At 54.5% G+C, this 22,703-nt stretch carries 20 protein-coding genes; 5 read left to right on the top strand and 15 right to left on the bottom strand.

Annotated elements, in window-relative coordinates:
* The first annotated feature begins 414 nt into the window (after positions 1-414).
* From MKX70_RS11785 to nagA, 3 genes are read left to right on the top strand one after another with little or no spacing between them, the layout of a single operon-like run.
* Complete coding sequence (locus MKX70_RS11785; protein ID WP_042217199.1) at positions 415-1,293, top strand: MurR/RpiR family transcriptional regulator; 879 nt, start codon at positions 415-417, stop codon at positions 1,291-1,293.
* Positions 1,293-2,021: a glucosamine-6-phosphate deaminase gene (gene nagB / locus MKX70_RS11780; RefSeq protein WP_042239218.1), complete on the top strand. Its 729-nt coding sequence runs from the start codon at positions 1,293-1,295 to the stop codon at positions 2,019-2,021. Before MKX70_RS11785 ends, nagB begins: the two co-directional genes overlap by 1 nt.
* Positions 2,009-3,220: an N-acetylglucosamine-6-phosphate deacetylase gene (gene nagA, locus MKX70_RS11775; protein ID WP_340782871.1), complete on the top strand. Its 1,212-nt coding sequence runs from the start codon at positions 2,009-2,011 to the stop codon at positions 3,218-3,220. The genes nagB and nagA overlap by 13 nt, the downstream gene beginning before the upstream one ends.
* A gap of 225 nt (positions 3,221-3,445) precedes the next feature.
* Here the strand turns inward: nagA and MKX70_RS11770 are convergent, their stop codons facing one another.
* Positions 3,446-4,402: a YhcN/YlaJ family sporulation lipoprotein gene (locus MKX70_RS11770; protein WP_340840054.1), complete on the bottom strand. Its 957-nt coding sequence runs from the start codon at positions 4,400-4,402 to the stop codon at positions 3,446-3,448.
* A 187-nt stretch (positions 4,403-4,589) separates the two neighbouring features.
* Between MKX70_RS11770 and MKX70_RS11765 the strand changes: the two genes are divergently transcribed.
* The gene (locus MKX70_RS11765) at positions 4,590-5,660 is read left to right on the top strand and encodes a glycosyltransferase family 4 protein (protein WP_340840053.1); all 1,071 of its coding nucleotides are present in this window, start codon (positions 4,590-4,592) and stop codon (positions 5,658-5,660) included.
* Positions 5,661-5,722: 62 nt separating this feature from the next.
* Here MKX70_RS11765 and MKX70_RS11760 read toward each other — a convergent pair whose 3' ends face one another.
* The 11 genes from MKX70_RS11760 to MKX70_RS11710 all read right to left on the bottom strand — a co-directional run bounded on the left by MKX70_RS11760 (position 5,723) and on the right by MKX70_RS11710 (position 17,850).
* Positions 5,723-6,766, bottom strand: coding sequence for a glycosyltransferase family 4 protein (locus MKX70_RS11760; protein WP_340782867.1), 1,044 nt, complete (start codon positions 6,764-6,766; stop codon positions 5,723-5,725).
* On the bottom strand, positions 6,763-7,485 hold the full coding sequence (locus tag MKX70_RS11755; RefSeq protein ID WP_340782864.1) for a glycosyltransferase family 2 protein: 723 nt from the start codon (positions 7,483-7,485) through the stop codon (positions 6,763-6,765). Before MKX70_RS11755 ends, MKX70_RS11760 begins: the two co-directional genes overlap by 4 nt.
* Positions 7,486-7,510: 25 nt before the next feature.
* Complete coding sequence (locus MKX70_RS11750; protein ID WP_039309731.1) at positions 7,511-8,086, bottom strand: class I SAM-dependent methyltransferase; 576 nt, start codon at positions 8,084-8,086, stop codon at positions 7,511-7,513.
* Between the two features lie 159 nt (positions 8,087-8,245).
* On the bottom strand, positions 8,246-8,962 hold the full coding sequence (locus tag MKX70_RS11745) for a glycosyltransferase (RefSeq protein ID WP_340790133.1): 717 nt from the start codon (positions 8,960-8,962) through the stop codon (positions 8,246-8,248).
* Complete coding sequence (locus tag MKX70_RS11740) at positions 8,962-9,963, bottom strand: NAD-dependent epimerase/dehydratase family protein (protein WP_340782861.1); 1,002 nt, start codon at positions 9,961-9,963, stop codon at positions 8,962-8,964. Before MKX70_RS11740 ends, MKX70_RS11745 begins: the two co-directional genes overlap by 1 nt.
* The gene (locus MKX70_RS11735) at positions 9,960-10,799 is read right to left on the bottom strand and encodes a dTDP-4-dehydrorhamnose reductase family protein (protein ID WP_042239242.1); all 840 of its coding nucleotides are present in this window, start codon (positions 10,797-10,799) and stop codon (positions 9,960-9,962) included. Before MKX70_RS11735 ends, MKX70_RS11740 begins: the two co-directional genes overlap by 4 nt.
* Positions 10,796-11,782 (bottom strand): polysaccharide biosynthesis protein, encoded by a 987-nt coding sequence (locus tag MKX70_RS11730; protein WP_042239245.1) that lies wholly within the window; start codon positions 11,780-11,782, stop codon positions 10,796-10,798. The genes MKX70_RS11735 and MKX70_RS11730 overlap by 4 nt, the downstream gene beginning before the upstream one ends.
* Positions 11,772-12,866 (bottom strand): non-hydrolyzing UDP-N-acetylglucosamine 2-epimerase, encoded by a 1,095-nt coding sequence (gene wecB / locus MKX70_RS11725; RefSeq protein ID WP_042239248.1) that lies wholly within the window; start codon positions 12,864-12,866, stop codon positions 11,772-11,774. Before wecB ends, MKX70_RS11730 begins: the two co-directional genes overlap by 11 nt.
* Before the next feature lie 867 nt (positions 12,867-13,733).
* A complete protein-coding gene (locus MKX70_RS11720) occupies positions 13,734-15,227 on the bottom strand; it encodes a glycosyltransferase (RefSeq protein WP_052416715.1) in 1,494 nt (497 codons plus the stop codon).
* 359 nt (positions 15,228-15,586) lie between these two features.
* Positions 15,587-16,720, bottom strand: coding sequence for a CgeB family protein (locus tag MKX70_RS11715; protein ID WP_052416716.1), 1,134 nt, complete (start codon positions 16,718-16,720; stop codon positions 15,587-15,589).
* A gap of 32 nt (positions 16,721-16,752) precedes the next feature.
* On the bottom strand, positions 16,753-17,850 hold the full coding sequence (locus MKX70_RS11710) for a CgeB family protein (RefSeq protein WP_442950494.1): 1,098 nt from the start codon (positions 17,848-17,850) through the stop codon (positions 16,753-16,755).
* A 272-nt stretch (positions 17,851-18,122) separates the two neighbouring features.
* Between MKX70_RS11710 and MKX70_RS11705 the strand changes: the two genes are divergently transcribed.
* Positions 18,123-18,917 (top strand): AAA family ATPase, encoded by a 795-nt coding sequence (locus MKX70_RS11705; protein WP_340840052.1) that lies wholly within the window; start codon positions 18,123-18,125, stop codon positions 18,915-18,917.
* A gap of 126 nt (positions 18,918-19,043) precedes the next feature.
* Here the strand turns inward: MKX70_RS11705 and MKX70_RS11700 are convergent, their stop codons facing one another.
* The 3 genes from MKX70_RS11700 to MKX70_RS11690 all read right to left on the bottom strand — a co-directional run bounded on the left by MKX70_RS11700 (position 19,044) and on the right by MKX70_RS11690 (position 22,654).
* The gene (locus tag MKX70_RS11700) at positions 19,044-19,217 is read right to left on the bottom strand and encodes an aspartyl-phosphate phosphatase Spo0E family protein (RefSeq protein WP_081956676.1); all 174 of its coding nucleotides are present in this window, start codon (positions 19,215-19,217) and stop codon (positions 19,044-19,046) included.
* A gap of 96 nt (positions 19,218-19,313) precedes the next feature.
* Positions 19,314-20,747 (bottom strand): glycan biosynthesis hexose transferase WsfD, encoded by a 1,434-nt coding sequence (wsfD, locus tag MKX70_RS11695; RefSeq protein WP_042239260.1) that lies wholly within the window; start codon positions 20,745-20,747, stop codon positions 19,314-19,316.
* 8 nt (positions 20,748-20,755) lie between these two features.
* On the bottom strand, positions 20,756-22,654 hold the full coding sequence (locus MKX70_RS11690; protein ID WP_042239261.1) for an LTA synthase family protein: 1,899 nt from the start codon (positions 22,652-22,654) through the stop codon (positions 20,756-20,758).
* Positions 22,655-22,703 lie beyond the last annotated feature (49 nt).

Here is a 22,703-nt window from a genome sequence, read left to right as displayed (position 1 = left end):
CCCCAGACAAGCGCATCTCCGGCGGACATATCTCCAGCAGACACGCTTACATCAGACGACCTCCGGCAGGCAGGTCTACGACTAGGTGCGTCCCGGCATACGCGTCTACGCCAGATACATTTCCAACTGGCTCCCCTCCGGCGGACATATCTCCAGCCCGGCATGGCTCCCGCGCACTTAGGGCAAACTCACTATTGCATCCTTGAGCGATTTGTTTTATTCTGATTATGAAAATAATTTTCTTTATTATTTGTATATTTGTTAAAATAATTTCAGATATCATTTCAGCTTCACTGCTCATCTATTCCGCAACACACAGAAATCAGCGTCAGCTTTAGCGCAACATAAGTACAAACAAACTACAGGATTACAAAGGAAAGAAAAGAAAGAAAAGAAAGAAAAGAAGGTGAGTACTTGTCTCCAATTCTGCATGCCCTGGAGCATGACAAGCCCAAGCTGTCGCAAATGGAACGCAAGCTGGCAGAGCGCATACTGGCTTCTCCTGGGGAAATTGTTCATATGGGGATTACGGATCTGGCCGAAGAGTGCGGCATCAGCCCGGCAACCATTACGCGGTTCTGCAAGGTGCTGCATTTCAAAGGGTTCCCTGATTTCAAAGTCAAGCTGGCGGCTGAGCTCGCCCATAGCGACGCTTCGCCGCAGGATGGCGGCTCCTCTTACCAGGATATCGTGGCCGGCAATCCGCTGCCGTTCATTGTGGAGGCGATGCAGGCCAATCATCTGGCCTCCATCCGGGATACCACCTCACTGCTTGATCTCGGACGGCTGCAGAGCGTGATCGATCTGCTCTGCCGGGCACGGCGGGTGGATCTGTACGGAATGGCGACCTCATCCATTGTCGCCCAGGATTTCTATCAGAAGCTGATCCGCATCGGCGTGAACTGCACGGCTTTTGCCGATTCGCATATGCAGATTACTTCCGCTTCCTCGCTCGCGGCCGGTGATGTCGCGTTTGCGGTTTCTTATTCGGGTGAAACCCCGGAGACGATCGATGCGTTAACCTGTGCTGCGGCAAGCGGCGCGGCGACTGTCTCATTAACCTCATACGGAAGCAGCACACTGGCAACACTTGCCGATATCCCACTGTTCTCTTCCTCGCTGGAGCAGGGAATGCGGCGCGGCGACATGGCATCAAGAATTGCCCAGCTGCATATCATCGATATTCTGTTCACCGGCATGGTCAGCACCCGGTTCGGGGATTTCATTCCCAAGCTGGAGCAGTCGTATCTGAATGTACAACACTACCGTCATAAACGGGGAGGACAATCTTAATGAATATTTTGAAATTCCAGAACGAAGAAGATTTAGCAGTAACCGGGGCGAACCTGATTGCCAGCCTGCTGCAGAGCAATCCCAAGGCCGTGCTGGGTCTGGCTACCGGAAGCTCTCCGGTGGGCGTATACGCGAAGCTGGTGGAGATGCACCGCAAGGGCATTGTGAGCTTCGCCAAAGCCTCCTCCTATAACCTTGATGAATACGTCGGTCTGCCCGTAGATCATCCGCAGAGCTACAGAAGCTTCATGAACGAGCATCTGTTCAATCATATCGATATTGACCTGGCCCGCACCCATGTCCCTAACGGAAATTCGCCGGATCTGGATGCCGAATGTCTGGCTTATGACCGGATGCTGGAAGATAACGGTCCTGTGGACCTGCAGATTCTCGGCATCGGCAGCAACGGCCATATCGGCTTCAATGAGCCGGATGCCAGCCTAAGCAGCGGCACGCATGTCGTTGACCTGCTGGAGGAAACACTGGAAGCGAATGCCCGTTTCTTCGATAAGCTGGAGGATGTGCCCCGGCAGGCCGTAACGATGGGGATCGGCGGTATTCTCAAGGCCAAGCAGATTGTACTGCTGGTGCGCGGAGAAGAGAAGGCGGAAGCGGTAAAAAATGCGCTGGAGGGTCCAATCACTACCCAATGCCCCGCCTCGCTGCTGCAGAGTCATCCGAATGTAGTGGTCCTGCTTGATAAGGGAGCAGCAAAATGGCTGAAATAAACGTTTCATCCGCTGAACTGCTGTACGGCAAAGTACTTACTCCTGACGGAGTCATCCAAAAGGGCGTAATCGCCGTCTCCGAAGGCCTGATCCAATATGCCGGGGAGGCCGCCTGGCTTCCGGCAGCCTATGCTAACTGGCAGAAGGGGACTTCACCTGAGCCTGAAGGACTGCTAATTCCCGGATTTGTTGATGTACATGTGCATGGGGGAGCCGGTCATGACTTCATGTACAGCGATGCGGATTCACTGGATACCATTACACGCTTCCATGCTTCGCAAGGCACAACATCTATGCTGGCTACAACTATGACTGCCGCCAAGGATGACATTGACCGCGTGCTGTCTGAAGTGAATGCTTATCGTTCCGCTGAAGGCGGCATGCCTTATGCCCAGCTGGCAGGCGTACATCTGGAAGGTCCGTTCATCAGCCCGAAATGGCCCGGGGCTCAGAATCCCGGGCATATTGTTCCGGCCAATACGTTATGGCTGGAGGAATGGGAAGCCCGGTATCCGGGGATGATTCGCCAAGTTACACTGGCCCCGGAACGTGAGGGCGCTCTGGAAGCTATCCAGTGGCTGCGGAAGCATGGAATTACGGCAGCGCTCGGCCATACGGATGCCTCGTTCGAAGAGGTTATCGCCGCTGCAGATGCCGGCCTAAACCAGGCTGTGCACATGTTCAACGCCATGACGCCGCTGCATCACAGGAAGCCGGGAACTGCAGGTGCCGTCCTGTTCGATCCGCGCATCCGCGCGGAGGTTATTGCCGACGGCATACATGTTCATCCGGCAACGATCAGTATTATCGCCCGGCTTAAGCACGAACATAACCTGCTGCTGATCACAGACGCCATGTCGGCGACCGGACTCAGCGACGGGGAATACGCCATCGGCGATTTGCCCGTTATTGTCAGCGGCGGGATTGCCACGCTGAAGGAGCATCCTGAGTCGCTCGCCGGCAGTACACTGACCATGATCCGCGGCTTCCGCTATCTGGTTCAGGAGATCGGCCTAAGCCTGCAGGAGGCCTCACAGGCAGCAAGCCTTACCCCTGCGGTGTCGCTCGGCATGCAGCGGTCTATCGGCTCGCTGGAGGCAGGCAAACGCGGCGATATCCTGCTGCTGGATGATGAGCTGAATCTGCGCGGAGTGTGGATTGGCGGACGCAAGCTGGAGGCTGAGGCTGAAATCGGGTAAGCTGCGAGCTGTTTCTGCTGTTGCCCTGATCCATTCTATATATGTATAAGCAAGCCAAGCAGAACATCGGTCCCGGATTCGGAAGCGGTGGCTGCTTGGCTGTTTGTTTTCTGTGCTATGCTATGCCCTCATGCTGAATAAGCATCATATTCCTCTGGAATACTAGCCTAATTGAGACAGGGCAGTTTACTTAATGCTTAACGCTTCACCCTTAATGTTTAATGCTTAATACCCGCTGCGTGTAGGGAAAATCCGTTCGACCATCGTGCGGAATTCCTGCGCAAAGCCTTTAAGCGGACGCCCTGCACGGAATTCCTGCGCGTAATAATCTGCCCGCTCAACGAAATCGGGGTTGGCCGAGACATACACATTGTTAAGGTCTGTCTTCCCCTTTTTAACTTCTGCGGCGATTTTATCCTTCATGTCCTGGGTAAGCGTGTCTTTATCCGTAATCGCGGTTCCGTTACCCGGCGCCACATTGCGGATTCCGATGGTATTGCCCAGGCTTTCATCGATGTCGCGTTTCATTTGGCGTCCATCGACCATATTGCTGCGGGACATGATACCGTTGTTGCCGTTCCCCAGATAATTCTCCGGATCTGCAATGCCCGTACCACCTACAGTACCCGTACCTGTCATGCTTCCCGGAATTCCGGCAATAGAACCGCCTGTTCCTGTCATGCCCGGATTACCGGCTGCAGTTCCTCTACCGGTACGCATACTGTTATCCATTCCACCCATTCCGGCGCCTATCCCTGTTTCCAGTCCGCCTGCCGGTTTGCCCGTACCGCTCAGCATCCCGGATGTGCCGCTGCCGCCGGTACTGCCATAGCTGTACGACTGGATTCCCCGGGTATTCTTGGCATGGACTCCTCCGGACGCATCTTCCAGCATTACGGCTACATAGGCGCTTTTGCCTACCAGCATTACATTAGCTGAACGGACTTCCGGCATGGCCGCCACACGGTTCGCCAGTTCCTCGCTCATCTCCATACTGTCAAAGGAATTCGCACGCATTCCGTTCTGAGCAGCGTTGACGTGAATACGTCCGTCCGTCCCCCGTACATTTTTCGTTTCCACCGTATTGCCTGTTGCAGAGTTATTCGCACCGCATCCTGTAATACTCACCGCGCCCAGCAGCAGCGCAGCAGAAACCGTTAAACCGAATTTCGATCGTAACATCCGTTCATCCCCCGTCATAGAAAGTTAAGTGCAGCGTAACAAGCTTTAGCATGGCCTCTGCCCTGCCAAGCTATCCTGAAAGGATTTGGCACATCGCTCTTTAACCGTCACGTGTAAGTGAAACTTGGCGTATCTTATAAACAGCAGACTGTGTTTCTCCGCAGGGTTAATGTCAGGAGGGGTAATCTTGAAGGTTTTATTCACGTTTTATGTACCAAGCGGCGGGGTAGAGACACTGAACAAGCTGCGGTGTGAGAATCTTCAGAAAAGCGGCATCGAATGCCATGTGCTCTACCTCATGCCGGGATCCGGAAGCCACAACCAGGGGAACTTCCCGGTGTTTATCACATCAGAGGATGCAGGAATCAAAGCGGTGCTGGATAAGCATAATTATGATGCCATTATTGTAACCTCAGACTATTTACTGCTGGAACGTCTGCGCCGGCTGGGGTATGACCGTATTCTGATATATGAATCTCAGGGACTTGGCAAGCGCAGTGATGCGAGGAATCTGATTATTGATGCTGTACCTTTTCTCCGCTCCTACTGCAATGCCGTACTGATTCCCCCCACAGATCATTTACTGGAGCTGTTTATCGAGATCTGTCCCTGGCTGCACCGGTATGTCATTCCCAACATTGTGGATGTGCAGTCCTTCCAGCATATCCCCGGTGAACCGCCCCGGGATCCGGTCATCGCCTGGGTAGGGCGGCTGGAAACCAATAAAAACTGGAGTGAATATCTGAAGGTCGCCCATCAGATCCGGCTCCACAAGCCAGATCTTCATCTCTGGATGTTCCACGATCCCGATCTCGCTGCAGATGACCAGAAGGAGCAATTTAACAGAGAGCTGCAATCCCTGGGTCTGAAAGGCCGCCTTAGTGTGTTCACAAACATTCCCAATCATATTATGCCGGTCTATTACTCATCTATCGCCGGTTCAGGAGGCTTCCTGCTGTCGAGCTCCATCACAGAAGGCTTTGGATATGCTGTAGCCGAGGCCATCTGCTGCACCTGCCCTGTACTCAGCACAGATTCTGACGGGGTCAGATCGTTCATTACCCATAACATTACAGGCAAATTCTATCCGATCGGCAATGTGGAAGCGGCTGTAAACGAAGGGCTGGAGCTGATGAACAACCTACCGCTGCGTGAAGCCATCCGCAGGCAGGGCCGGGAGCATATGGTATCCCGTTTTGGATTCGAACAGTATGCCCGATCCTTCCGTGAAATGTTGAATTCCTTCTCCATCTTCTGAAGGTAACGTGAAAAAGAACCCTCAACCCCGTACCGCTTCCGGGTTTTGAAGGTTCTTTTGGGTTATCCGCCCTGTTTAGATACAATCTCAAACAGCTCTGTCTGAAAGATCTGCATGCTTCTCTCCCAGGTGAAGCGCCCCGAGTCGAGCTCCCCTCTCGCGGACAGACGCTGACGGAGCTTTTTATTGTTAACAAGTGAAGAGACATCCTCGGCCAACCGGTTCTCGTAACGGTACGACATCAGGCAGTTATGCCCGTGTACACAGTATTCGAGATTGCCCCCGGAATATACGGTGACCAGCGCGGCACCGCAGCGCATAGCTTCCAGCCCCGGCAATGAGCCGGTGTCGTGGGTGCTGGAGCTGACAAATATGTCGCTCTCATTGTAATGATACGACAGCTCAGAATCATTGCCCGGAGTACGTATTTGAAACCGTCCATCCCCGAGCAGCGCCTGCAGCGTCTCTGAGGAAGCATATTCCGACGGGGGCGTAATAATATATATCTCCACTTCAGGATGTCGCTGTCTCACTATGTCCAGCTGCTGAAGCAGATAATCCTGTTCCCGGTGACTGGAGAACCCGCCCTCGGGACGGCGCATAATGGCCGAGACGACAATCTTGTTCCCGCCGCTGCCGCGTAAATGGGTATTTGTGAAAACAGGGCTTAGACCGATTGGAACAATTCTGCCCTTAATGCCATGATTAATCCGGATGATCTCCTGCTGCCAGCGCGAGAGTACAAGCAGGTTGCGGGTGATATTATAAGAGGCGAACGACAGATTGTTATTGGGTAAAAAAGTCGGCTCATAGCATAAGGCCAGCCGGATATGCAGCCCCTTGCCCTGTTCACTGGCCCGCTCTGCAACCGGCACCGTTGTATAGTAGTTGGAGATGATCACATCCCCGTATGGAAAATCATCTTCAGTCAGCATCGTTGCCGGTGCTGTAATAATGGGACATTTCATATCATATTCCACAATGCCGTGACTGGGTATAAGCACAACCACCTCATGGCCGATTTCCGCCAGACGGTTGGCCAGCTCGGCCAGCATCCGTTGTGCACCGCCTCTGGACAACGTCAGAACCGGGAATGTCAGTCTCATTTCCCTCTCTCCTTTCTCAGCAGCTGCGTCAGAATGCCCTGATGTCTGCTCTGCACCAGAGCAATCTCCCGGTTCTGCGCTTCACTGTGTATGACAGAGCCCATTTCTTTGTGCACACGGTAATCCAGGAGCGGCTCCTCGATATAGGACCATTCATAATGCGGCAGGATACGCAGCCACAGATCATAATCCTGTGTATACAGGAATTTCTCGTTAAACCGTCCTACCTTATTGAAAATCTCCATGTCGAGCAGAACCGAGCTGCCGTTTACCGGACAGCCCGACATCATGGTCTCAATGAGATCGCCCCTGTTACGAAACGGCTTGCTCGTGACTCCTGCGAACCGCTCTCCGAGCTCATTGATATAGTAATAGGCCGTATGGCTGAAGGAGGTTCCAGAGCTGCGGATGGCTTCCATTTGCCTTTTGATTTTATCCGGGTGGAACAGGTCGTCAGCACTTAACCAGGCAAAATAAGCTCCGCTGGCCGCCTGGATTCCCATGTTGAGCGCCGAGGCCGTGCCGCCGTTGGTTTTGCGGATATACATTATATTGTCCTTGTAAGCCTCAAGCTTCTCCAAATAGCGTGTAGAACCGTCATCGACAACGATCAGCTCAATGTCCGTGTAGCTCTGAGCCAGTACACTCTTCACCGCCAGATCCACATAAGGGCAATTGTAGAAGGGAATCACCACCGAAACCTTGGTTTTTGGAATCATGTGCTTACCTCCTTCCCGATTCGTTTTATACTGTTTTGCAGGCCAGCAGAGCATCCAGCGGTGCGTGATTCTCGCCAAACGCTTCACGGAATGAAGGATTCTCCGCATGATGGTAGCCTTTCAGAACGGTTACAGCGTAGCCCAGCTTCAGGAAATCCTCAGGCTCCCAGCCGCTCCAGTGCTTCTGGTAAACCTCTCCGTGCAGGTTGAAATGATCCGTTCCCTCCTGCGGGAAGAACCCCCGCGGCGTAAATACGACTACCCGGTTCGAAGCAATGATCTCCGCTTTCCGCAGCAGCTCCATGCCCTCTCTCATCGAGAAATGCTCCAGGGAATCAATCAGCGTGACCGCAGAGAATGTTCCCGGCAGAAACAGCTTATCAATATGGCTGGCATCGGCATGTACCGGAATGATATGCGGGGACTTGTATTTGCGGTGCAGCAGATAAGGTCTGTGGATATCCAGCCCCAGCACAACAGCCGCCTCATATCGTTCCAGCAGCGTACCGGTACCGCTGCCGATATCCAGGATACTCTCGGAGAATTTCAGCTGCTCCAGCAGGACCGGCAGGAAGTCTTTCACTTCTATTTCCCGGTACATATGCTTTCCCTCCTAAAAGTTCTGTGAGCCCGGCTTCCTGTGAATTTGCTTCTAAGTGGAGAAACGGCTACGTCGTCCTTAATAGGCCGGTATCCGTTTCAATTCACTTCCGGAGCATGGGCTTAATTCGTTGCACCCGCTTCTTTCTTCTACCCCTGCTTAACCGCCCATGGAAGCAATCAAGCGACTCAGCGGGGCATGATAGCGGGCATTGGTCGCAGCGGCTTCAGCCATGACGACATCATAATGTTTGATCGTCCCCATACCGTCATGCCGGCGGTAAGCCGTTAATGACTGATTAAGCATGACCGGAGCGTAACCGTTCAGGATAGCCCGGTACCACAGATCGTAGTCATGGGTATACGGAAGACCTTCATTGAACAGGCCTATGGCTCCGAATATTTCCCGCTTGAACATCACGGTGCAGCCGTTGATGGGATTACCCTGCAGGAAACAGCGCAAGTAGTCCAGCTGGTTATGAAACACGGCTGCTGCATTCAGCTGGGTCAGCTGCGAATCCCCGTTGATGAAGTTGAAATTGGTGTATGTGATCAGCAAACGGTTCTGCTCCATGAAAAGAACCTGGTTGTTGATCTTGTCACGATAGAACATATCATCCGAGCTAAGCCACACCACATAATCCCCTGTAGAATGGGCAATACCGTGATTCAGTGCGGAGGCAGTACCACCATTGGCTTTGCCCAGGTAGTGAATATGCTGCAAATATGGGGTAATGCGCTCTGCATGCATGAATGATCCGTCATCAACCACGATAATCTCATAAGGCTGCCAGGATTGAGCCAAGGCGCTTTGCAGCGCCTGCTCAATATAAGGGCAATTATAAAAGGGAATGATTACCGATACTCTGGGCTTCATCATATTCTTCCTTCCTTGCCGGCCCTTGTATAGCCGATAATGTCCGCAAGTGACCGGTCCAGACCGATCCCCGGCTTCCAGCCGAGAACGGCGGCATTGTCCTCAGGTTCTTCCTGCAGTACTTCTCTATCAGCAGATGCAGAGGAAGGCTGCACTGGAACGGCAGATGCTGGGGAACCAGCAGCCTGACCTTCCTCTGCATGCTGCGGTCCCCAGTCCATCTCCACCGGAACCGCCGCATGAGCCAGCAGCTTCCCGGCAATCTCCCCAAGCTCCCGCTGCGCCCCGGAGTCGATCCGGTAGATCTTCCCGGTCTCTCCTTGATCCAGAATATAGCCATAAGCTCTAACGGCATCACGCACATCCAGAAAGTCGCGCAGGACATGCCGCGAGGACAGCCTGAATGCTGCAGGCCGGGCTTCCCCCTTAGCGGCCGCCTCTTCACTGCGCACAATATGCCGTGCCAGTAAGGAACAGAAGCCGGTGGACGGTCCGGGACCAATCAGATTGGAGGGCTCCGCCATCAGAACAGGCTGTTTGAACAGCGTCCCCCAGGCCAGCGACACCAGTTCCTCCAGCGTCTTGCTGAGACTGTAGGGATGTGGCGGACCTGCCGCGGAATCCGGTCTGTATTTAAGCCGGGAGCCGGCCACCAGGATACGGCTGGCCGGCTGGAAACGCAGCGCCTCAAGCAAATACAATGTAGCCATTACATTAGTCTCCATATAGAGCAGCGGGTCTTGCCAAGACTCCGGAACCGAGTTCTTGCCTGCCAGGTGCAGCACCTGATCCGGCATGACCTCTCCAATCATCCCGGCGACAGCCTTACGGTCGCCGAGATCACAGATATATTGCTGAACGCCTGCCGGGAAGACGGAAGCTTCCGCTGCGCAGCGGCGTACCACAGCGGTCACTTCAGCTCCCTCAGCCGCAAAATAAGCTACGGCATGCCTGCCGGTAAAGCCGGCGGCTCCGGTTATCAGCAGCCTCCGGCCCTTCATGTCGGCATCTCTGAGCCGTGCATAAAGTCTGCGAGCTCCGCAAGCATCTCGGGATAAGACGGTAATTCGAAGTTCACGTCGCTCCTGGTGTTGACCAGCGTCCGGTCCTGAACATGTATCCGTTCGGGGATGATCTCGACATCCTCCTTATGAAATGCAGACTGCATCATCTGCAGCAGTTCATATTTGCTCACCGGCCGGGGATGGGCCAGATGGATCAGCCCGGACAGATCAGCGTCCAGCAGGGAACTGATCACTTTGGCCAGCTCCAGTGTGGTGACTCCGTTCCACATCACACGTTCATAGCCGGTTACCCGGCCCTTCTGGGCCAGGAACCATTCCATGAGCCCGATGCCGCCGGAGCGGATTTCGGGACCAATAATGGAGGTGCGGATCGTCAGGTGGCCGGGGTCACGCACTTCTCCAAGGCTTTTGGTGATGGCATAAACGGATGTGCCGTCAGTGGCATCCTCTTCCGTGTACCCGCCGCGTGTTCCTTCGAACACGCAGTCGGTACTGATGTGGATGAGCCGGGCATGGACGCTGTCCGCTGCCCGCCGCAGACGGTGGGGAAGGAATCCGTTGACATGGTAAGCGCCGATTACGTCACGTTCGGCGAATTGATTCAGTACACCCATTGCATTAATCATGCAATGGGGAGAGACGATTTCGACCAGTTTCTCTACGCCGGCAATATCATCGGCATCCACATACAGCCCGCCAAGATCGTTCTTATCCCGGGTTGTATGGAAGACGTGATGTTTGCCCTGGCGGCGAAAAAAATCCGCCAGCATGTGACCCGCCATACCGTTTCCGCCGAGGATAAGCAGCTTCACTTGAGGAACCCTCCCCGGATCAGAATGTCCTTGATCTCTGCCTGATCCATCAGATTGTTCTCCGAGCTGAAGCTGTTGAAGGACACATGCGGATATTTGCGGTAGTGCTCCTTCAGCTCCGGCATATCCAGAGTAGGAAGAATAACCAGATACTGCTCATCGTAGACAACGGTAGTTAAGCTCTCGAAATCACTCATGAGGATCTCATGGATTTTTTCCCCCGGGCGGATTCCAGCCTCGATCATACTGACATCTCTTCTGCCCGAAGCTTCGATTAGTACCTCCGCCAAATCCACAATCCGGCAGGTTGGCATGGTCATGACGAAGATCTCGCCGCCGATGCTGACCTCAGAGGCTTTGAACAGCAGCGTGATGGCATCGCGCAGGGTGAAGAAGAAGCGGGTCATATTCATATCTGTGATCCGCACTTGTCCCTTGTCCTTGATCTGCTTCATGAATAAGTGAACGACACTGCCGTTCGTACCCAGAACATTGCCGCCGCGCACCGTTACAAAGCGGGTGCCTGAACCGATCAGGTTGGCGTATACGAACAGCTTCTCACCGATCGCTTTGGTCATGCCGTAGAAGTTAGACGGATTCGCTGCTTTGTCGGTGGAGATGTAGATCGCTTTTTCCACATTATTGGCAATCGCTGCTTCGATTACATTCTGCGTGCCGACCACATTGGTCTTCAGCGCCTCGTACGGCTGGTCTTCACAGACAGGAACATGCTTGAGCGCCGCCAGATGGAACACATAATCCACTCCACGGCATGCAGCCACGAGGGCATCCTTGTCACGAATATCGCCGATGACGAAGCTGAGGCGCTTATCCTCATATTCACGGCTCATGGCTACCTGTGCAGACTCGCTGCGGGAGAATACGATGATTTCTTTGGGATGCTGCGGCAGCAGTTGCCGGATAAGCTCATGCCCCCAGGAACCGGTACCGCCTGTGACCAGAATCCGTTTATTATTGAACATGCAGGTTCCCTCCAAGCAGAAATTTAACTACTTTAACCGAGACATCGGGGGTCAGGTACCCTTCCGGCGCCTCCCAAGCAGGCTTAAGCGACGTCATCAGCCGGGTGCAGCGCAGAATGCTGTTGTGATCTATGCCGGACACTACATTACTTCCGCAATCGACCGTCTCCGGACGTTCTGTGGTCCGGCGGATGGTCACTGTCGGCACCCCCATCAGGCAGCATTCCTCTTGAACGGTGCCGCTGTCCGTAATGGCGCACAGCGCATAACGCTCCAGATGGACAAAATCAAAAAATCCGAAGGGCTCATGGAATTCCACCAGCGGGTTCATCGTCAGCGGGAACTGCTCCGTAAGCTTGGAGCGTGTACGGGGATGGATGCTGCAGATCAGGCGGAGTCCATAATGTTCAGCCACAAGGTTAAGTCCCGACATAATATGGAGCAGGGATTCAGGATCATCGACATTCTCGGCCCGGTGGGCAGTCACCAGCAAATACCGGCCTGCTTCAAGGTTCAGCCGGGATAAAATATCACTGGACCCGATTTGCTCCTCATAATGCGTAATCACCTCATGGATCGGATTGCCGGTTAACACGATACGCTGGCTGGGAAATCCTTCGCTGAGCAGATGTCTTTTACTCTGCTGGGTATAAGGCATATTTATGGTCGAGACGGCATCTATGACACGGCGGTTTTTCTCCTCCGGCACTTTCAAATCGTAGCAGCGGTTGCCTGCTTCCATGTGTACGACAGGAATACCCATCCGCTCGGCAAGGATTGCACACAGTGCACTGTTGGTATCGCCGAGCAGCAGAATCCGGTCCGGCTTCTCCTGAAGCAGGATACTCTCCAGGCTCCCGAACATGGCGGCCAGCTGGCCCCCGAGTCCGGCCTGCTTATCCTGCAGCACATAGTCCGGTGCGCGGAGTCCCAGCTCGGCGAAGAAAATCCCGCTGAGGCTGGCCGTGAAATTCTGTCCCGTATGCACCAGCAGATGCCGCTCCGCATGCTCATCGAGCAGCGGAATGATGACGCTGAGGCGGATGATCTCGGGCCGTGTGCCCAAAATCGTCATGATCTTCATGGGTTCACTCCCCTTTGATTATGGCCTGCCCTTAAGGAAGGGCAGGCGGTTCTGTCAGAGCTGGCGCCGGTCCGGCGCAGCGGCGGTGCCGGCTCGCCGCCAGGAGCGGTGGATTCAGGGGCATTTATGCCCCTGATTGGGGCGATTCCGGCGGGTGGAACGGATTCAGGGGCATTTGTGCCCCTGATTAGGGCGATTCCGGCGGGTGGAGCGGATTCAGGGGCATTTGTGCCCCTGATTGGCGCGGTTCCGGCGGGTTGGGCGGATTCAGGGGCATTTGTGCACCTGGTTGGCGCGGTTCCGGCGGGTTGGGCGGATTCAGGGGCATTTGTGCCCCTGATTGGCGCGGTTCCGGCGGGTGGAGCGGATTCAGGGGCATTTGTGTCCCTGATTGGCGCGGTTCCGGCGGGTTGGGCGGATTCAGGGGCATTTGTGCCCCTGATTGGCGCGGTTCCGGCGGGTGGAGCGGATTCAGGGGCATTTATGCCCCTGATTAGGGCGATTCCGGCGGATGGAGCGGATTCAGGGGCATTTATGCCCCTGATTAGGGCGATTCCGGCGGGTGGAGCGGATTCGGGGGCATTTGTGCACCTGATTGGCGCGGTTCCGGCGGGTTGGGCGGATTCAGGGGCATTTGTGCCCCTGATTGGCGCCGTTCCGGCGGGTGGAGCGGATTCAGGGGCATTTGTGCACCTGGTTGGCGCGGTTCCGGCGGGTTGGGCGGATTCAGGGGCATTTGTGCCCCTGATTGGCGCGGTTCCGGCGGGTTGGGCGGATTCAGGGGCATTTGTGCCCCTGATTGGCGCGATTCCGGCGGAGGCTGGCGCAGCGCCGGCAAAGTGCCGGTCCGCGGACTCCCCGCGGACCTCAGGCCGCCTTGCGCCGCCGTCTTCCCCGGCGGCGCGCATGGCCCGCGCGGCGGTGCTTGCCGCCGCCGCTGGACTTCCGGCGCGCGGAGCCTGCCGCGCGCTTCTTACGGCGCGGGCGCGTTCCCGCCGCGCGCGCCCGGGCTTTGGCGCGGCGGAGCCTGCCGCGCCGGAGCCTCGCGCCCCGCAGCCGTGCGGCGCGGCGCGAGGGGCGTACCCGCGGCGCCTCTGCCGCGGGGGCGTCCTCCCCGCCCGCCGGCGGAGCTGCGGGCGGGGCTTCTTCGGCGCCGCTGACTTGCGGCGGCGCGAGGCAGTAGCGGAGATGCCACCTCTCCGCTAAGCCGTGCAGGCGGGCGCGGTAAGCCGCCGGGCCGTAGACGGCCTCGATGCGTTCCCGCGCCAGGCTGCCAATGGCCGCCGCCATGGCCGGAGCGGCCAGCAGCGTGTTCACCCGCTCGGCCAGCGCACCGATGTTGGCCGCAGGCACAAGCAGCTCACCGCAGCCCGCAGCGTTCAGAATCTCCCGCAAGCCGCCGGAATCATAAGCGACCACCGGCTTGCCGAAGGCATAGCCTTCGAGCGCCGTCATGCCGAAGCCTTCACGGATCAGGCTGGGAACGACCAGCAGATCCATGGCGCAGTAGGCTGCGGGCAGACATTCTTCATATCCGACAAATCTGAACCGGGAGGTTAGCCCCTCCAGCTTCACTTTGCGGACACAGCGCTCATAATAGCTTTTGTCTCCAGGGGAGCCCACTACAATGTAACGGGCTGCCGGATGCTGCTCATGCACAAGGACAGCCATTTTGACGAAATGCTCCAGACCTTTTTCTTTATTAATGAAGGAAGAGACATAACCGATCAGCGGTTCCTCCGGTGCTATCTTCAGTTCATTCCGCCGTTCTCCCCGGAGCTTGCTCCAGGCCTCAAACATCATTTCCGTTTCATTCCAGGAAGGGGGAAGCTGGGTTACCTTGCCTTCACGGATATCCTCGGGGAAGCAAGCCGCAGCCGTCTGCGAGATAGCCAGAATCTCATCGCTGTAGTTATGGATCAGCTCCACGCTGATCGGAGTGAACTCGTTATCCGTAATAGTCTCGGAGATCTTCCAAACCACCGGAATACCCAGCGATTTCGCGGCCATCGGCGGCAGCGCGTGCACACAGGTACTGGAAATAATGAACGACGGGCGCACACCTGCAAGCCAGTCACTCAGCTCCTGATACTCCCGGCTCTCCTGAAGCTTGCGGATGTCTGCCGGAAGGCCGGCATATGGAGTGTACATTCCATAGACAAGCGGAATAGATAACAGCTGGACATCGATTCCGTAGCTCCGGGCCAGGCGCGTCAGCTTCCCGTCCTGCGGGGCTACGAGGATACAATTAAAGTAAGGAGACAGCTCCCGGCTGAAGAATAACAGCAGCTTCTCCGCACCCGTAATACTGCGTGTATTGGAAACATGGGAAAAGAGGACGATTGTAGCTTTGTCGGCCATGGTGTCTCGGCGCTCCCCTGCGAGGGGCTGTGGAGCAGCCATTCACCTCCCTAAAAGTTTTACGAAGCTTAGCATCAGGCATTCTCATCGCAGTAAAACTCGCTTCGGAAGCATAAACTTAAGTTTTGCGAGCATTCACCGCAGAGCATTTCTTCGTGTAAAACTCGCTCCGTAAGCATCCGCTAACGTTCACGAATCATCACTGCGTCTTACTTACTTTCTTTCATCCGGAGGATATCCGCCGCAAGCAGGCTAACATCATAACCCGGTACTCCATCCAGTATATTGAGGGGGCACAGATGCCGGCACGACACCTGTCCCCTATGATGCGCACATTTTTGAAGCATTCTGCGGGAGATTTAGCCGTAAATGACCGCCAGCAGCTGGTTCAGGCGTATGGTGTAGGTGTGGTCCTTCAGGGTCCGTTCAAAAGCGCGCAGCGCCATATCCCGGCGTTCCTCCTCATGCGTCAGGTAGAAACGGATTTTGTCCATCATTTCCTGCGGGCTTGAGAAGGTGTCAATCTCTTCCCCGACCTTATAAAAGGAGCCCATGTCATCCCGGGCGTCGCTGAGCTGCAGCGTGCCGCTGGCGGCGATTTCGAAGGTACGGGGATTCGGCGATGCAGCCGGAATATACAGCGTATTGTTATTGGCTACTTCATCAATGTGGGAACGGTGCAGGTTGATGACAATCTTCGAACCGCTGTAGGTGACTGCCGTTTCCTGCGGAGACATCCATTTGCCGATCTCAATCCGGTCACCATAGATAGGCGCTTCCGGCAGACGGTCCCACCAGATTCCGTTAATTACCGTGTTGTAGCTCATCAGCTCCGGCATGATATCGCGGAAGAAATTGATCCGGTTCCAGTAAGCAGACCCGATGAAGCTGACATCGCGGCTGACCGGCGAACGTCCGGTAGTCGGGCGGTAATGCTCGCGGTGGGCGGCAAAAGGCAGATAATGAACTTCCGCGCAGCCAAGGCCGCGGTAGATTTCTATGCAGTTACGCTCCAGGGTGAATACATAGTCATAGTGTGCAACGATTTTCATAGTGAAGTCCGTGTAGTACGGATCATCTGTAAGCCATATCGCCGTCTTGATTCCTGAGCTGCGTAGAATAGCAACCTGCTCCAGCGGTAAATCCAGACCGTCCAGAACCAGGACCAGGTCCGGACGCTGAGCCGAAGCCAGCTCTACCAGATTCTGACGGACATCGGTAATCGTCACTTGGGTGGTCAGTCTTTGCAGTGCGAAGAGTACCGCATCATCAAGTGGGGAATACGGATACCCTTTGCCTGAAGCCACGTACATGACATGGATATTGCGCACCGGAAGCGGTTCTTCCGGCCGGCCATCCAGAATCGCCAGGCGTCCGCGCAGGTAACCTTCGTCGTATCCAACCTTGAAGCCGGTCAGGCGGCCACTCAGTTTCTGCTCTTCTGCAGGAGTCCGCGGCAGAGGCGGCGCAGGCATTATAAATTGATTATTCATGTTTATTCGCTCCTTCTATCCCATAATGGATTTCACCCTTGTGCAGCAAGAACTCCCAGCAAATGAGGCAGACGCGCGGTAAACGTGTGGTGGCGCAGTGTCGTCTGCAGTCCCCGCAGCGCATACTGGCGGCGCTCCTTCTCATGCTTCAGGTAATAGTCAATTTTGCGCTTCAGCTCGTCGGCAGAGGCAAAGGTCTCCAGATCATGACCCGGACGGTAGTGGCTGCCCAGATCCTCACGGATATCAGTCAGCTGCATCGTTCCGCAGGCACTGATCTCATAGGTCCGGGGATTAATGGAGAGAGACGGCAGCTGGAAGGTATTCCGGTTGTCCTGCCCGCCTTCCCACGGACGGTGAATATTAATGACAAGCTTGGCACCGCTGTAATAGTTGGCCGTTTCCTCGGGAGGGATGAAGCCGCTTTTGATGAATGGAGACAGTTCTTCGAAGGTGTTCAGCCGTTCCCAGAAGCCGCCGGCGATCATCACCTTCTTGCCGCGGAGGAACGGGGCCAGCTCATCGAACAGCTCCGTCCGGTTGCGGAAGGCATTGCCGATAAACACAACATCGTATTGATACTGCGGTCCGGTACGGCGCGGGTAGAACATCTGCGGGTTGACACACAGCGGAAGGTAATGCACTGAAGTCACACCCAGCGAACGGTAGAATTCCACGCAGCCCAGTTCGTGGGTAAATACGTAATCATAGTGCCGGCAAATGACAGATGTGTCCTCGGTAAAATAAGGGTCATCCACAAACCAGATTGCTGCCGGAATACCCAATTTTCTTATTTCCGTGATTTGTTCCAGATGATTCTCGGGAAACACATGCAGCCCGTTCATCACAAGCACCGCTCCCGGCGACTCACGCGATGCCACCTCCAGCATGGTTTCCGGAGAACAGATAATTAGCTCACTGACCAGCTGCCGCAGCGCTTCTGCTACTCCCGTGTCTATCGCCTGAAACCCTTGGGGAACATACATCAGCTTAAACGGCCGGCATGCACCTACTACAGGAGTATTCAGACGCTTCACGGCTTCGCACAAGCCGAGATGGTACCCTTGCGTGTAACCGTCTCGGTAATCCCGCGGACGCACGTTTCTCTTTTTTGCTTTCACGGCCTTCACCCTGCCCCGTCATATTCTCAAGACAGTGTACTATATGCGGAGTCAGCATCCGCCTCATGGACATCTGTCTGTATCGCGGCGAAATTGGCACATGCCCCCTGTCTTTCGCCCGCATGGCCCGAACCTTTGCAGATTTCATCCACTCCAGTTCCCTGCAAAGTGAGGGGTTAGCGCCGAAGCCTTCAGTCGGGTACTTTGCGGGCACCCCAAAATTCATATAGAATCAAAAGATCAACCTTTCCATCTATCCGGCTAAGAGGAGGGATTTAGAAATGAGTTCGATGTATGACCCGATGCTCTATCTCCGCCATGTAGACCTGCTTCGTGAACAGGTGCCTTCCTTTGATACCTATCCGTTTAATCTGCCGGTGGTGCGGGCTTTGGAGCGGATTGCTTTTCAGAAGCAGGTTACATTCCTTGTAGGGGAGAACGGAACAGGGAAATCGACTGTACTGGAGGGAATCGCAGCCGCCTGGGGGTTCAATCCGGAAGGCGGAACGCTGAACTTCTCATTTAACACCCGAGCCTCGCATTCGAGTCTCTATGAATATCTGCGGATTGCCAAAGGGGTCAAGCGGCCGAAGGACGGCTTCTTCCTGCGTGCGGAGAGTTACTACAATGTGGCTACTTACATCGATGAGCTGGACGAGGAGCCCGTGGCGGGCTCGGAACGTTTTATCAAAGACTCCTACGGAGGTAATTCTCTGCATGAGCAGTCCCACGGAGAATCCTTCTTCTCCACTTTCGTCCACCGCTTCGGCGGACAGGGCATCTATATTCTGGACGAGCCGGAGGCCGCCTTGTCCCCCTTGCGGCAGATGTCGCTGCTGGTGCGGATGCATGAGCTGGCAGCACAGAACTCCCAGTTCATCATCGCCACTCACTCCCCGATTCTGATGTCCTACCCGGGTGCGGATATATTCCTGCTGGAGGGAGAGAATATCACGCCTGTGGCTCTGGAAGACACGGACCACTATGCGGTGACACGGGCCTTCATGACCGACCGGCAGAGAATGCTCCGTGAGCTGTTGGGTGATGATTATGCTTCGGATGCTTCGGACACATAATAGAAAACCTGCTCCAATGTCCAAAGAAGCTTATCCACAACAGACGAATATCTTATTTTCCTATACACTCAAAAAAGACACTTTAGCGGCACATCTGCCGTTAAAGTGTCTTTTGAATTTGATTCTCTAATAAAGCTGGTCGTCCTTCTCTGTATTGCAATCACTGTATTCATTTAGGAGCGCATCCAGCTTCACCGATTGGCGAAGCACCCTTACATCCTGCATCCCGTGTTCCAGGGCTAGTTTGTTCAGTTCCTGCCTTGCCTGTTCAATTCTGTCCTTGTAATCATCATTACGCATAGCGGCCCCCTTGTAGGATGAGGCTGTTCCAAGCCATTTTCCACTCTTTTACTAAAGTTCCAAACACATTGTATTCTATATTCTCAAAAGGGTCAATTAGAGGTTTTCAGCGCAAATAGGTTTCAGAAACATGACCAGCTTGTGCACCACCCAGCCAAACATAGCCACAGCCATCATATCGAAACAAACATTGAACAAAAACAGATGCTTGCCGATATCCGCCCGGCCGTCGCCGAGGATTGGCACCAGGAACGAGAATAGTCCAATCAGCCCCAGCAGCAGCAGCAGCTCTCCGGCGATCCGCCCCGCCGGTTCTTGTGCCCGGAAATAATGGTACAGCACTCCCGCGTAATAAACGAGATAGAACAAGACCAGGAAACCTAGCGAATTCGGAACATGATTATTTTTGAATTCACTCCACCCGCTGTATGCATAGGCTACGGCCCCTGCCGTCTTGCCCTCACTCTTCTCATAGCTTCCGAGATAATAGGGACGGATGGACATGCTGTTCCTGGCAGCATATTTCATGTTATCTATCAACCGGTTAGGATGCTTCATATAGAAGAAAAGTACATCTTTATGGGATACCCGGTCATAGAAATCTGTTGTAAGCGAAGGATCATCCTGCTTGATCGCTGTATCTCCCTGAAAATAATTTGTACCCGCCAGCACTTCCAGCCGCTCCGGCAGCCCCAGATCGCGCAGATCCCCGCGTACATCCGGCGACTCGTTCAGAATTCCGAAGAAAACCGTCTGATAGAGGTTGATATGCTTGAGTTCCTTCGGCGCAGCCACATACATGATTACGGACACGAGCGCCGTTGCCACCGCGAACCGCAGCGCCAGCTTGCGCCAGCTGCCTGTTCCATTCAGTGTCCGCAGACGGAGGAAGATCAGCGCAAACGCCAGGCCGACGGGTGCATTCTGAATTTTGGAGCAGATCAGGAACAGCACGGCGATGAAGAAGAGCGTCAGTTCTTTGGGTGTCGGCCGTTCCTGCCCCGTCAGTCTCAGACCCAGCGCAAAGGTAAGCAGCATGAATACCATGGATACCGGTTCGCCGAATAAGGAGTTGAAATAGGCCAAATATCCGATATCATAAAAGACAAACAAAATGCCCGCACCCAGCAGCAGACCCGTAATATTGGAGCCTTTGGCCACCAGCTTCACAATCAGCCAAGTCGCGGTAAGCAGCAGCAGCCCATATACGCTGCCCAGCAGGCGGATATCAAAATAACTCCCGTGAACCAGCCCGGCGAGCAGTCTCGGAATCAGCACAATTAGAATCTGCGAGGAAGGATAAAAGCCCGTGAACAGATTTTCATAGGAAAACCTGGAATGACTGAAGCTGAAAAAGCGGTCGGCATAGCTCTCCGCAGCATCATAATAATTCAGTCCGATCGTATTCATCATCCGCAGGAAATCGCCGTTGTCCGCAACTCCAATGAATGGCCTTATGAACAGCAGGTAGATGATCAATATGGAGCCGGCCAGGGTTATGAGATATTCCGGTTTTAATAGTCTTTTCATAATTCCTCCTAGCGCTGCGGAAGCAGCTTCACATATTCATCGGACAAGCCCATCAGCTTCAGGATATAGTCATAATCGGTCTGATATTTACTGAAATCCTCCACCGGCTCATACGTATCCAGCGAGATGGCCTCTCCGTCCGCGAAGCTTTTCCCGGGCACGAACATCACCTCATCATTAAAAAAGGAGCCTGTAGGCAAATAATAGCGCATCCCTACCACATTGCTGTCAATGTTCAGCAGATCATGCCCAAAAGCGGTAAAGCCTTCATCCTTCAGCGATACCCCCAGCAGGTTGGCCACAGTAGGAAGCACATCCAGCTGTCCGCCGGTCCGCTCCACGGCCTGCCCCTCCTTCATGCCAGGCACATGAATGATGAGCGGAATATTGAAGCGGCTGATCCGGTCATCATACGGGATTCCTAGCGCTTCCTCCACCTGCTCCGCCGGGACATCCTTCGGCTGCAGGCCGAAATGGTCGCCGTACAGCACCAGCACAGTATTCTCCCACATGCCCTGCTGCTTCAGCCCGTCAATTAAAGTACCAACCGCATAATCCGTATAATTCACTGCAGTCAGGTAATCGCCCAGCATCGTGCCCTGCAGATCCTCCGGAACCTTAATCTTCTTGAAGCTGTCCGGAATCTGGAACGGATGATGGCTGGAGGCTGTTACAAGCTGGGCATAAAAAGGCGTACCCTTCTTCTGCACCGCTGCCAGCTTCTCCACGGCAGTAGCATACAGCTGCTCATCGGAAGCTCCGAAGGCGTTAAGGTGGTCATTCTTGAAATATCCCTTGTCATAATAGCCGTTGAAGCCTAGCGCCGGATACAGCTGATTGCGGTTCCAGAAGCCAACCTTGTTCACATGGAAAGTGTACGACTCATACCCTTTATCCCGCAGCAGACGCGGCAGGCCCGGCAGCTCCCGGTCTCCGAAGCCCGTTGACATCGCAAGTGTTGCAATCGGATAGATTGAGGTGTTGCTCATGAATTCCGCATCCGAGGTATTGCCCGGACCGACCTGCTGGAAGACATGCGGGAAATAAAAGCCCTCTCCGGCCAAGCCGTTCAGCACCGGTGTCAGCTCCTGCCCATCCAGTGACTGATGCAGCGGGAAATTCTGAAAAGCTTCCATTTGGATTACAATTACATTTTTACCCTTTTGCGATCCAAAATAATCCGGCAGTCCCCCTGCGATATCCTTATATGGATAAACAGCTTCCAGCGCCTCCACCTTGGCTATCGTTTCATTAATATCTCCTGTGCCGGTGAGGCCGTTATCCTCCTGGGCCTTGATCGCCGCAACCACCTCATAGTTCAGAAATCCGGCGCTTTCCGCCTGAACCAGCTCATTCGTAATTCCGCGTGCAGAATCAATGGAATAGGCCGACAACGAACCGCCGCCGATAATAGCCACCAGCAGGGCGACCAGATAGACTCTCCGGGCTCTGCGTGAAGGCTGACTGCCACGCTGCTGCTGTACCGAACCATTCTTCCATCTGCGGAACAGCAAGTAGCTCATCATGATCACCAGATCGGCAAAAAACAGATAATCAATTAGCTCAATCGTAGATTCTACGCTTTCTTTCACCTGGAACACCTGATTCAGCTCATAGAGCGCCAGATAGGTCGGCACCGAGCCGAAGTGGTTGAAGTACACACTGGCCCCGAACAGCAGCAGCGACAATAAGCCGTTAAAGCTCCAGTAGACAGCCTTCTTCATCCGCCCGGGCGTAATGACTGCCAGCACACCCATAATCAGCAGCACCGGTGCAATATCCACAGCAATCCATTCCCAGGCGATCCGGTCAAAAAACAAACCTCTCAGCAGCAGCAGCTTCAGCCAGACCAGTCCGATAACGATATAGAAATGAGCCTGCACCGGCGCATGTTTCTTGTCGTTCATAATAATACGATCCCCTCTTACTCTCTTTATTGAAAGTCTGTGTAAACTC

Source organism: Paenibacillus sp. FSL R7-0312 (assembly GCF_038004445.1).
GTDB lineage: Bacteria > Bacillota > Bacilli > Paenibacillales > Paenibacillaceae > Paenibacillus_AQ.
The sequence above is the reverse complement of the archived record's forward strand: the minus strand, read 5'-3'. Positions and strand labels throughout refer to the sequence as shown.